We start from the raw sequence: 10,761 nt of genomic DNA on the forward strand, positions 1-10,761 counted from the left end.
GGCGAGGGTAGCAGTGGTCAGGCGATGAGGTCCAGCTCAGGGGCTGGTCCGTGCTTCTCCTCGATCAGGTCGAGGACGGCCTCCTCGATCGGGCCCTGGTGGGCCGGCTCCCCCAGCTCGTCCACCTGGCCGAGCTGCTCGAGGGCGCCGGCGATGGTCAGGCCGGAACGGTAGCGGTCGAAGACGCGCGGGTCGATGTAGGAGGCGCGGCACACCGCCGGGGTGTTGCCCAGGTAGTGGGCGACCTCCTTGACGGCCCGGCTGATCGCCCGGGCCCGGGCCGTCTTGGACCTGGCCTGGGGGAACGAGCTGGCCAGGGCGACCGAGGCCAGCACGGTCGCGCTCCAGGTGCGGAAGTCCTTGGCGGTGAAGTCGCCGCCGGTCTGCTCCTTGATGTAGGCGTTGATGTCGTCGGAGCGGACGTCCGCCCAGACCCGGCCGCGCTTGTAGGCGAGCAGGTCGGGGCCGCCGCCGCGGCGCCGCTTGAGCTGGGCCACCACCTCGCTCACGGCCGGGTCGAGCACCGAGGCGAGGCGCCGCTTGCCGCTCTTGGCCATGTAGTCGAAGGTGATCAGGTCGCCGTCCAGGCGCACGTGCCGCTTCTGGATGGTGGCCAGGCCGTAGGTCTGGTTCTGCTCGGCGTAGCCCTCGGTGCCCATTCGGAAGAAGCCCCGGTCCAGCAGCCGGGTCGCGCACGCCAGCACCCGCTCGCGGGTAAGGCCGTCCTCGGTGAGGTGCGCGGCCGCCCGCTCCCGCAGCCCGGGCAGGGCGTGGGCGAACTCCAGCATGTGGTCGAACTTGGCCGCCTCCCGCCGGGTCCGCCAGGCCTCGTGGTACAGGTACTGGCGCCGGCCGGCGGCGTCGGTCCCGACCGCCTGGAGGTGGCCGGTGGGGATGGGGCAGATCCACACGTCCTTCCAGGCCGGCGGGATCCCCAGCCCGCGGATGCGGGCCAGGACCTCGGGGTCGGTGATGCTCTCCCCGTTCACGTCGGTGTAGGTGAACGAGCGGCCCCGCCGCCGCCGCACGATGCCCGGGCCGGAGCAGTCGACCCGCCGGATCCTCGCCATAGGCCGCCTACGGGGTGTTGCGCTCGTCGGAGAGGTCGTAGGTGGGGGGCGGGCCCTGCTCCACCCGGGAGCGGGGCACGTCGGTGGCCGCGCCCGGGTCGTCGCCGCCCAGGAACGGCAGGAAGGAACGGGCCGCGTCCCGGTCGGCGTCGTCGCGCCGCTCGTCGGCGGCGATCTCGGCCAGGCGGGCGCGGAGCTGGTCGGGCGAGCCGCGCAGCGCCCCGGCCGGGTGGACGACCAGGACCTGGTCGCCGGCCTCGTACAGGCCCCAGAAGCCGGCGCTGGTGGTGGCCATCCTGGTCGGCTGGGCCAGGCGCAGGTCGCCGACGGCGACCGGGCGGTCGCCCTCGTAGCGGACGGCGTCGCCGCCGAGGTTCTCGGTCATGTCGCGGTCCGCTCCCGTTCCTCCTGGGACTGGCCGGCCTCGTCCGGGGTGAGCCAGCGGGCGGTGCCGATCCGGCCCGAGGCGTCGAAGGCCAGCTCGACCACGTGGCGGCCGGTGGCGCTGTCGACCTCCAGGCGGCTGGCGTCGTTGCCCTGGCCGGCCGGGCGCGCGTTCACCCGGCCCCGGCGCAGCAGGTCCTCGTGCCAGCCGGCGATGCCCGGCCGGCCCGAGATGCGCTCGTCGGCGCTGGTCAGCAGGCCGTTCTCGGCGTACAGGTCGGCGGCCAGGCCGGCGTCGCCGGCGGCAAGGGCCGAGGCGTAGGCGGTCATCACGGCCTTGGGGCCGCGGGCGGCCTCGGGGTCGTGGGCGGTGGCGACCGGGTCGACGTCCTGAGGCGCCTGGTCGGTGGCCGCCGACGGCGCGTCCGGGGCGTCGGCCGGCAGACCCTCGACCGGCAGGTCGGCCAGTCGCGCCGTCTCGCGCTTGACCGGCTCCTGGCCTCCCGTCTGGTCCATGTGCGTGCTCCTTCCCCGGAAGGGCCGGCCGGAATCAGCCCGGGCTCGGGTCACGGCCGGCCAGGACGTCGCCCAGGTCGAACTCGATCGGCCGCTCGAGCTGTTCGTAGGTGCAGGACTCGGGGTCGCGGTCGTGGCGCCAGCGCCGGAACTGGGCGGTGTGGCGGAATCGCCGGCCCTCCATGTGGTCGTAGGCGACTTCGACCACCAGCCTGGGGGCGAGCGGCTCGAAGGTCAGGTCCTTCTTGGCGTTCCAGCGCGACACCATCGCCCCGGGGGTCCGCTCGGGCGTGGCCCACCCGGTCCAGGGGTGCTCGTCGTCGGGTCCCAGCCGGTAGGGGGCGAGCTCGTCCAGCAGCTCGCGGCGCCGCTCCATCGAGAACGACGCCGACACCCCGACGTGCTGGAGCTTGCCCTCCTCGTCGTGGAGCCCGAGCAGCAGGGAGCCGACCACCGGCCCCTTCTTGTGCCAGCGGAACCCCGCGACCACGCAGTCGGCGGTCCGCTCGTGCTTGACCTTGAACATCACCCGCTGGTCCTCGAGGTAGGGCAGGTCCGGCGGCTTGGCGATCACGCCGTCCAGCCCGGCCCCCTCGAACAGCCGGAACCAGCGCTCGGCCTGGCGCTGGCTGTCGGTGATCAGGGTTCGGTGCACGGGCGCGGACGCTCCGGCCAAGGTCTCGTCGAGGGCGGCCCGGCGCTCGGCCAGAGGCCGTTCCATCAGCGACTCGTCGCCGATGGCGAGCAGGTCGAAGGCGATCAGCATGGCCGGGGTCTCGGTGGCCAGCAGGTTGACCCGGGAGGCGGCCGGGTGGATGCGCTGGAGCAGGGCCTCGAAGTCGAGGCCGGGGCCGCTGGCGATCACGATCTCGCCGTCGACCACGCAGCGCGGCGGGAGCTGGGTGCGGGCCGCCTCCACGATCTCGGGGAAGTAGCGGGTCAGCGGCCGCTCCTTGCGGCTGCCCAGCTCGACCTCGTCGCCGTCGCGGAACACCACGCAGCGGAACCCGTCCCATTTGGGCTCGTACAGCATCCCTTCGGGCAGGATCGAGACCGACTTGGCGAGCATCGGGCGGATCGGGGGCATGACGGGCAGGTCCATGCCCCCGATGGTGCCACGAACAACGCTTGGGCTACTGCGACCCGGGGCCGCTGTCCTGGGCCGGGCCCGTGGAGATGGCCTCGATCAGGTCGCCCTTGGAGTCGTCGTCGTCCAGCTCCCGGGCGATGTCGGCCACCGCGATGATGCCGACCAGGTCGTGGCCGTCGATCACCGGCAGGCGGCGGACCTTGTACTGGGCCATCGTCTTCAGGGCGTCGCGCAGCGAGTCGTCGGCCCCGATGGTCACCGGCTTGCCCTCACCGAGCTCGCCGGCCCGGGTGGAGCCCGGGTCCTTGCCCTGGGCCAGCGCCTTCACGACGATGTCGCGGTCGGTGAGCATGCCCTTGAGGCGGTTGTCCTCGCCGCAGATGGGCATGGACCCGTAGCCTCGGTCGGCCATCTTCTTGGCCGCGTCGAGCAGGGTCTCGTTCTCCCCGACGCACTCGGCGTTGGGGGTCATGACGTCGCGGGCCGTCTTCGGCATCGCGTCGCACCCTCCTCCTGTCTGGGTTCAGTCGTTGGGGAATTGCTAGCCCCTCATCCGGCCGCACAAACCTAGGCAAGCGGGGTCTCGTCGAGCCGCTCGCACAGCTCCCCCAGCGACTCGAAGACCGACCCGGCGCCGGCGTGGCGCAGCTCCTGTTCGGAGAAGCCGCCGGTGAGGATGGCCACGGTGGGGACGCCGGCCCGGGCGGCGGCCTCGCAGTCCCAGGTCGAGTCGCCGACCAGCACCGCCTCGCCGCCCCCGACCTTGTCGATGGCCGTGACCACCAGGTCCGGGTCGGGCTTGGTCTGCTCGACGTCGGCCGAGGTCGTCCAGGCCTCGACCAGGTCGCGGGCGTCCAGCAGGTCCAGGTAGTGGTCGACCTCGTCGCGCTTGCCCGAGCTGGCCAGCACCAGCCGCTGGCCGCGGCCGTCCAGCAGCTCCAGCAGCCGGCGGGCGTCGGCGAACGGCTGGACCTCGCCGATCAGGTCGGCGTACAGGGCCGTCTCGGCCGCCCGGATGCTGTCGCCCTGCCGGTCCTCGACCCGCCTGCCGGCCACGGCGGCCACCCGGTGGTCGCCGCCCAGGCCGATGTGGCGGTGGATCCGCCACACCGGCACGGTCAGGCCATGCTCGCGGAACGCGCGGTACCAGGCGATGGCGTGGTGGTAGTTGGTGTCGACCAGCGTGCCGTCGACGTCCAGGACCGCGATCGGCGGCGCCATCGCCCCCGGCTCAGGCCCGGGCCGTCGCCTGGGCCTGCTCGTCGTGCACGCCCTCGGCGAACTCCTCGACGATCTTGGCGTTGAAGGCCGGCAGGTCGTCCGGCTTGCGGCTGGTGACCAGGCCGCGGTCGGTGTGGACCTCCTCGTCGACCCAGGCCCCGCCGGCGTTCTCGACGTCGGTCCGGATGCTCGGCCAGGAGGTCAGGGTGCGGCCCCTGACCACGTCGGCCTCGACGAGGGTCCAGGCGCCGTGGCAGATCGAGGCGACCGGCTTGCCGGCCTCGAAGAACGAGCGCACGAACTGGACGGCCTTCTTGTCGTTGCGCAGGAAGTCGGGGTTGGCGACCCCGCCGGGCAGGACCAGCCCGTCGTAGTCGTCGACGCTGGCCTCGGCCACGGCCTTGTCCACGGGGAAGGTGTCGCCCTTGTCGAGGTGGTTGAAGCCCTGGATCTCGCCGGACTCCAGCGACACCAGGTGGGCGGTGCCGCCGGCCTGCTCGACCGCCTTGCGGGGCTCGGTGTACTCGATCTGCTCGACTCCGTCGGTGGCCAGGAACGCGATGGTCCTGCCCTGCAGCTCGCCTGCCACGTGCTCCTCCTGTCCGAGACGACAATGCTCCACCTCTGAGCATTGACGTCCTGGAGGAGCCGCAAACGGGTCAGAACTGGTTCTGGTCGTTGAAGATCTCGGACACGCTGGCGTCCTCGAACACGGCCCGGATGGCGTCGGCGACGATGCCGGCCACCGACAGCACGCGGATCTTGTCGAGCCGCTGGTCCGGGGCCAGAGGGAGGGTGTTGGTGACCACGACCTCGGCGATGGGGGCGTTCTTGAGCCGGTCGATGGCCGGGCCGGAGAAGATGCCGTGGGTGGCGGCGGCCGTGACCCGGGCGGCGCCGCTGGCCATCAGGACCTCGGCGCCCTGCACGATCGTGCCGGCGGTGTCGATCATGTCGTCGATCAGCACGCACACGCGGTCCTCGACCTCGCCGACCACTTCGCGCATCTCGACCTTGTGGGCCTCGGTGCGGCTGCGCCGCTTGTGCAGGAAGGCCAGGGGGGCGCCGAGCACCCCGGCCATCTTCTCGGCCGTCTTGACCCGCCCGGCGTCGGGGGCGACCACCACCAGGTCGCGGTCCTCGCAGCTGGTGCGGATGTGGTCGGCCAGCAGCGGCATCGCCGTCAGGTGGTCGACCGGCCCGTCGAAGAACCCCTGGACCTGCCCGGAGTGCAGGTCCATGGTGATGATCCGGTCGGCCCCGGCCACCCCGAGCATGTCGGCCACCAGCTTGGCCGTGATCGGCTCGCGGCCCCGGCCCTTCTTGTCCTGGCGCGAGTAGCCGTAGTAGGGGACGACCGCGCTGATCCGCTTGGCCGACGCCCGCTTGAGGGCGTCGATCATGATCAGCTGCTCCATGAGGCGCTCGTTCACGGGCGAGCTGTGGGTCTGGATGACGAACGCGTCGGTCCCGCGGACGCTCTCCCCGAACCGGGTGTAGGTCTCGCCGTTGGCGAAGTCGCGGACCTCGACGGAGCCGCACTCGATCCCGAGGTGCCTGGCCACCTCGCTGGCCAGCTCGCGGCTGGCCCGTCCCGCGAACAGCATCAGGTGCCTGCGCCCAAGCGCCTCCACCTGCTTGGGCGTCACCCCGTTGCTCACCGTGGCCTCCCCGTCACTCCTTGCTCCTCCGCCGGCGGCGCCTGGCCGCCCAGCCCTCGATCGTCCGCTGGTCGGAGCGTTCGATGGCGAGGGCGTCGGGCGGCACGTCCTTGGTGATGGTGGAACCGGCGGCGGTCTGGGCCCCGCTCCCGACCGTCACGGGGGCTACCAGCATGGTATCGGATCCGATGAAGGCGCCGTCGCCGACGGTCGTCCGGTGCTTGCGCACCCCGTCGTAGTTGACGAACACGGTGCCGGCGCCGACGTTCGCCCCGGCGCCGATGTCGGCGTCGCCGACGTAGCTGAGGTGCGGCACCTTGGACCCGGGCCCGACGACCGAGTTCTTCATCTCCACGAAGGTGCCGGCCTTGCTGGCCTCGGCCAGCTGGGTGCCCGGGCGCAGGGACGCGAACGGGCCGACCACGGCCCGCGGGCCGATGGTGGACTCCAGGGCCACGGTCTGGCTGATGGTGGCGTCGTCGCCGACGGCGCAGGCGACCAGGCGCACGTTGGGCCCGAGCCGGCAGCGGGCCCCGACCCGGGTCCCGGCCTCCAGGAAGGTGAGCGGGCCGAGCACGGTGTCCTGGCCGACCTCGACGTCGGCGTCGACGAAGGTGGTCACCGGGTCGGTGACCGTCACCCCGCCCAGCATCAGCCGCTCCAGCAGCCGCCGGCGCAGGACCGCCCCCGCCTCGGCCAGCTCGACCCGGTCGTTGACCCCCCTGACCTCCTCCTCCGGCCCCTCGGCGGTGGCCACCCGGCCGCCGCCGGCCAGGACCAGCGGCACCAGGTCGGGCAGGTAGTACTCGCCCTGGTCGTTGTCGGGACGCAGCTCGGCCAGGCCGTCAAGGGCCGGGCGGCGGAACACGTACATGCCGGCGCCGACCTCGCGGAGCCGCCGCTGGTCCGGGGTGGCGTCACGCTCCTCGACCATGCCGGTGACGGCGCCGTCCTGATCGCGCAGCACCCGGCCGTAGCCGGTCGGATCGTCCAGGGTGGCGGTGAGCAGGGTCGCGGTCGCCCGCGCGGCCCGGTGGGCGTCCAGCAGCCCCTCGAGCAGCGCCGCCGAGACCAGCGGGGTGTCGCCGGACAGGACCATGACGTCGCCGTCGCCCTCCAGCTGGGGCAGGGCGGCGGCCAGGGCGTCGCCGGTGCCCCGCTGGTCGGCCTGGACGGCGACGTCGACCGGGCCCAGGTCGAACCCACCCACGGCGGCGGTGACCTCGTCGGCGCCGTGGCCGACGACGACCACGGTCCGGTCGGCCTTGAGGGGCGCGGCGGCGGCGAGCACGTGCCACAGCAGCGGCCGGCCGGCGACCTGGTGGAGCGGCTTGGGCACGGCCGAGCGGAACCGCTTGCCCTCCCCGGCGGCGAGCACGACGACGGTCAGCCCCTGGCCCATCGGTCCCCCGTTCCCTGTGGTGGAGTGCTCCGAGCTGGCGGGCAAGGATTCGAACCTTGACCTGACGGCTCCAAAGGCCGCCGTGCTGCCATTACACCACCCGCCAATTGCGGGGGGGCTGCGCCCCCCGCAGACCCCCCAAACCCGGTGCTCAGGGTATCTCAGCTAGCCGAACGTGACCCCGGGCACGGGGCCGCGGGCGACCTCGACCCGGGCGAAGCCGGAGCGGACGGCCCTGGCCACCTGGGTGGCGTGGTCCTCGTCGCGGCACAGGCCGAGCATGGTCGGCCCGCTGCCGCTCATGATCGCGCCCAGGACGCCGGCGTCCTGCAGCCGCTGCTTCGACTTGGCCAGGCCGGGCAGCAGGTCGAAGGCGGCCGGCTCCAGGTCGTTGTGGAGCGCCGCGGCCAGCGCCTCGGCCTCGCCGGCGGCCAGGGCGGCGAGCAGGTCGTCCGGCCAGCGGCCCTCCAGCGGGGCGGCCAGGCCGAGCTCGTCGAAGTGGCCGTAGACGTCCTCGGTGGCCAGGCGCTCGTGGTCGATGCCGACCACCCACCAGGTGCTGCCCTTGCTCGGGACCTCGCGCACCTTGTCGCCCCGGCCGGTGGCCACGCCGGCCCCGCCGCCGATGCAGAAGGGGACGTCGGAGCCGACCTCGGCGGCCATGGTGTGGAGGTTGACCGCCGGCAGGTGCAGCCCCCAGAGCTTGTCCAGGGCGATCAGGGCGGCGGCGCCGTCGGCGCTGCCGCCGCCGAGCCCGGCCGAGACCGGGATGCCCTTGCGGAGCCGGAAGCGGGCCCCGGGCAGGTCGCGGGAGCGCCGGGCCAGCTCGCGGGCCGCGACCAGGACCAGGTTGGTCTCGTCGGGCGGCAGGCCGCCGCCCTCGACCTCGAGCCCCAGCCCCTCGGGCACGACCTCGACCTCCAGCTCGTCCCAGATGGCGATCGACTGGAGCACCGAGACGACCTCGTGGTAGCGCCCGTCGGGCCGCAGCGGGCCCACGTACAGGCCCAGGTTGACCTTGGCGGCCGCCCTGGCCCGGAGCGACGACGAGGACGCGTGGTCTCCAGGCTGGCGTTGCTGACTGGCCACGAGCGTCCCTCCCCGACGTCGATGCCCGGGCATGGTAGCCGCGCCCGGAGATCGGTTCAAAGTGGACTCGGGACGGCGGTCATGGATCCGGCGCCGCATGCAGCGCCGAGCCTTCTGTGCAGCGCCGAAGCTTGCGCGCCGCCCCCGGCGGCCATCGAATCACCCAAACCCAGATGCATGACCGCCGTTCCGGACCTGGTGGGCCAGGGCGACGAAGGCGGCGACGTCGAGCCGTTCGGCGCGGAGGCCGAGGTCGACCCCGGCGGCGCGGCCGAGGGCCTCGACCCCGGCCGCGTCCAGGCCCAGGCCGCGCAGGGCGTTGCGCAGGGTCTTGCGCCGCTGCCCGAAGGCGGCGTCGATGACCCGGCCCAGGTCGGCCGGGTCCAGGCCGGCCATGGCCGGGTGCTGGCGGCGGGTCACCCCCAGCAGGACCGAGTCGACGTGCGGCTCGGGCACGAACACCCGCCGGCTCACCGGGGCCAGGACGCGGGCGGTGGCCTGGGCGGCCAGCTTGGCGCTGGGGGCGCCGTAGGCGGCCGACCCGGGCCCCGCGGCCAGCCGCTCCCCGACCTCGCGCTGCACCATGACCACCTGGTGGGCGATGGCCGGGGCCTCGGCCAGGACCTTGAGGACCAGGGTGGCGGCGATGTTGTAGGGCAGGTTGGCGACCAGCCGCCGGGCGCCGGGGGCGAGGGCGGCCAGGTCGACCCGGAGGGCGTCGGCCACCTCCACCCGGACCAGGGGGTCGTCGCCCACCGCCTCGGCCAGGGCCGGGAGCAGGCGGGCGTCGGCCTCGACGGCCACCACCGCCGCCCCGGCCTGGCGCAGGGCCAGGGTGAGGCTGCCCAGCCCCGGCCCGACCTCCAGCACCGTCTCCCCCGGCTCGATCCCGCCCAGGCGGGCCACCTTGCGGGCGGTGTTGGGGTCGGCCAGGTAGTGCTGGCCGAGCGCCTTGCTGGGCCGGAGGTCGTACCGCTCCAGCAGCTCCCGCACCCGGCCGGGGGTCAGCAGGGCCGGCGCCTCCTCAGGCACGGCCGTCGAGGTCCAGCCCGAACGCCCGGGTGGCGGTCGCCGTGGTGGCCGCCGCCACCCGCTCGACCGGGACCCGGTGGACCCCGGCCACCGTCCGGGCGGTGACGGCCACCCGGCCGGGGCGGTTGGGCCGCCCCCGGTAGGGGTGGGGGGAGAGGAACGGGCTGTCGGTCTCCAGCACCATCCGGTCCAGGGGGACGACGGCGCAGGCGGCCCGCAGCCCGGGGGCGTTGCGGAAGGTGACCGTGCCCGCGAACGACACGTACCAGCCGGCCTCGACCACCCGGGCCGCGGCCCGCTCGTCGCCGGCGAAGCAGTGGAACACCACCCGGGGCGGCGCCCCCTCGCCCTCCAGGATGGCCACCACGTCCGCGAAGGCCTCGCGGCAGTGCACGACCAGCGCCTTGTCGAGCTCGCGGGCCAGGCGCACGTGGGCGGCGAAGGCGGCCCGCTGGGCCTCCCGGGGCGAGTTGTCGTAGTGGTAGTCCAGGCCCGTCTCCCCCACCCCGACGACCCGCTCGTCGGCCAGCAGCCGGCGCAGCTCGGCCAGGACGTCGTCGGAGAAGCCGTCGGCGTCGTGGGGGTGGACCCCGGCGGTGGCCGACACCTGGGGCAGCCGGGCCGCGTTGGCCACGGCCTGCCGGCTGGAGGCCAGGTCGACCCCGACGTCGACCACGTGCCCGACCCCCTCGGCCAGCGCCTCGGCCACCACCTCCTCGGGCGGGGACTCCAGCAGGTGCAGGTGGCAGTGGGTGTCGACCAGCATGCGGCCGAGCATGCCACAGGTGCGGCCGTCGCCCGGGGCCAAACGGAGATCGGGACACCGTAGGGGAACTACGCCGTCGGCACGTGTTGCCGTCGAGTCCCCAGATCGACCATATCGAGGGCGTCGACGGCGTGCCGTGGCGAGGGAGGGCCAAGATGACCAGATTCCCACGTGTCCTTATGCCCGCGGGCCGCGGCCGGGCCGCTCGCCGAGGCCGGGCCCTGTCGGCGGCGCTCTCGGCGGCACTCGTGCTAGGGCGCTGACGGCCCTGGTGGCCGCGACGGCGCCGGCGGCGCGGGCGGCGACCCTGCCCACCGGCTTCCAGGAGACGACCGTGTTCAGCGGGCTGACGAACCCCACCGCAGTCCGCTTCGCCCCCAACGGGCGGGTCTTCGTCGCCGAGAAGCGCGGGGTCATCAAGGTCTTCGACTCCCTCACTGACACCAGCCCGGACGTGTTTGCCGACCTCAACGTCAACGTCTACAACTTCTGGGACCGGGGGCTGCTGGGGATGGCCCTTGACCCGAATT

General features: G+C 73.9%; 13 protein-coding genes and 1 tRNA gene. 1 reads left to right on the top strand and 13 read right to left on the bottom strand.

Annotated elements, in window-relative coordinates; translation table 11 throughout:
* Window positions 1-17 precede the first annotated feature (17 nt).
* The 13 genes from VF468_05275 to VF468_05335 all read right to left on the bottom strand — a co-directional run bounded on the left by VF468_05275 (window position 18) and on the right by VF468_05335 (window position 10,231).
* Window positions 18-1,070 (bottom strand): DNA topoisomerase IB, encoded by a 1,053-nt coding sequence (locus tag VF468_05275; GenBank protein HEX5877724.1) that lies wholly within the window; start codon window positions 1,068-1,070, stop codon window positions 18-20.
* Between the two features lie 7 nt (window positions 1,071-1,077).
* Entirely contained in the window at window positions 1,078-1,455 is a 378-nt protein-coding gene (locus VF468_05280; protein HEX5877725.1) for a hypothetical protein, read from the bottom strand.
* Window positions 1,452-1,970: a hypothetical protein gene (locus tag VF468_05285; GenBank protein HEX5877726.1), complete on the bottom strand. Its 519-nt coding sequence runs from the start codon at window positions 1,968-1,970 to the stop codon at window positions 1,452-1,454. The genes VF468_05280 and VF468_05285 overlap by 4 nt, the downstream gene beginning before the upstream one ends.
* A gap of 34 nt (window positions 1,971-2,004) precedes the next feature.
* A complete protein-coding gene (locus VF468_05290; GenBank protein ID HEX5877727.1) occupies window positions 2,005-3,072 on the bottom strand; it encodes an ATP-dependent DNA ligase in 1,068 nt (355 codons plus the stop codon).
* Between the two features lie 31 nt (window positions 3,073-3,103).
* Window positions 3,104-3,556, bottom strand: coding sequence for a CBS domain-containing protein (locus tag VF468_05295; GenBank protein ID HEX5877728.1), 453 nt, complete (start codon window positions 3,554-3,556; stop codon window positions 3,104-3,106).
* A gap of 71 nt (window positions 3,557-3,627) precedes the next feature.
* On the bottom strand, window positions 3,628-4,281 hold the full coding sequence (locus tag VF468_05300) for an HAD family hydrolase (GenBank protein HEX5877729.1): 654 nt from the start codon (window positions 4,279-4,281) through the stop codon (window positions 3,628-3,630).
* Window positions 4,282-4,291: 10 nt separating this feature from the next.
* Entirely contained in the window at window positions 4,292-4,870 is a 579-nt protein-coding gene (locus VF468_05305) for a type 1 glutamine amidotransferase domain-containing protein (protein ID HEX5877730.1), read from the bottom strand.
* Between the two features lie 70 nt (window positions 4,871-4,940).
* The gene (locus tag VF468_05310; GenBank protein ID HEX5877731.1) at window positions 4,941-5,942 is read right to left on the bottom strand and encodes a ribose-phosphate diphosphokinase; all 1,002 of its coding nucleotides are present in this window, start codon (window positions 5,940-5,942) and stop codon (window positions 4,941-4,943) included.
* Between the two features lie 13 nt (window positions 5,943-5,955).
* On the bottom strand, window positions 5,956-7,344 hold the full coding sequence (gene glmU, locus VF468_05315) for a bifunctional UDP-N-acetylglucosamine diphosphorylase/glucosamine-1-phosphate N-acetyltransferase GlmU (GenBank protein HEX5877732.1): 1,389 nt from the start codon (window positions 7,342-7,344) through the stop codon (window positions 5,956-5,958).
* Between the two features lie 34 nt (window positions 7,345-7,378).
* Window positions 7,379-7,450: transfer RNA gene (locus VF468_05320), tRNA-Gln, on the bottom strand.
* Between the two features lie 59 nt (window positions 7,451-7,509).
* A complete protein-coding gene (gene ispE, locus VF468_05325; GenBank protein HEX5877733.1) occupies window positions 7,510-8,433 on the bottom strand; it encodes a 4-(cytidine 5'-diphospho)-2-C-methyl-D-erythritol kinase in 924 nt (307 codons plus the stop codon).
* 159 nt (window positions 8,434-8,592) lie between these two features.
* A complete protein-coding gene (gene rsmA, locus VF468_05330) occupies window positions 8,593-9,465 on the bottom strand; it encodes a 16S rRNA (adenine(1518)-N(6)/adenine(1519)-N(6))-dimethyltransferase RsmA (GenBank protein HEX5877734.1) in 873 nt (290 codons plus the stop codon).
* The gene (locus VF468_05335; protein HEX5877735.1) at window positions 9,458-10,231 is read right to left on the bottom strand and encodes a TatD family hydrolase; all 774 of its coding nucleotides are present in this window, start codon (window positions 10,229-10,231) and stop codon (window positions 9,458-9,460) included. The genes rsmA and VF468_05335 overlap by 8 nt, the downstream gene beginning before the upstream one ends.
* Before the next feature lie 271 nt (window positions 10,232-10,502).
* Between VF468_05335 and VF468_05340 the strand changes: the two genes are divergently transcribed.
* On the top strand, window positions 10,503-10,761 hold a 259-nt coding region (locus VF468_05340; GenBank protein ID HEX5877736.1), incomplete at its 3' end, for a sugar dehydrogenase.

It is taken from the genome of Actinomycetota bacterium, from assembly GCA_036280995.1.
Taxonomy (GTDB): domain Bacteria; phylum Actinomycetota; class CALGFH01; order CALGFH01; family CALGFH01; genus CALGFH01.

Coding starts and splice junctions, on each gene's coding strand:
- VF468_05275 (HEX5877724.1), bottom strand. CDS start 1,070: ATGGCGAGGATCCGGCGGGTCGACTGCTCCGGCCCGGGCATCGTGCGG.
- VF468_05280 (HEX5877725.1), bottom strand. CDS start 1,455: ATGACCGAGAACCTCGGCGGCGACGCCGTCCGCTACGAGGGCGACCGC.
- VF468_05285 (HEX5877726.1), bottom strand. CDS start 1,970: ATGGACCAGACGGGAGGCCAGGAGCCGGTCAAGCGCGAGACGGCGCGA.
- VF468_05290 (HEX5877727.1), bottom strand. CDS start 3,072: ATGGACCTGCCCGTCATGCCCCCGATCCGCCCGATGCTCGCCAAGTCG.
- VF468_05295 (HEX5877728.1), bottom strand. CDS start 3,556: ATGCCGAAGACGGCCCGCGACGTCATGACCCCCAACGCCGAGTGCGTC.
- VF468_05300 (HEX5877729.1), bottom strand. CDS start 4,281: ATGGCGCCGCCGATCGCGGTCCTGGACGTCGACGGCACGCTGGTCGAC.
- glmU (HEX5877732.1), bottom strand. CDS start 7,344: ATGGGCCAGGGGCTGACCGTCGTCGTGCTCGCCGCCGGGGAGGGCAAG.
- VF468_05335 (HEX5877735.1), bottom strand. CDS start 10,231: ATGCTGGTCGACACCCACTGCCACCTGCACCTGCTGGAGTCCCCGCCC.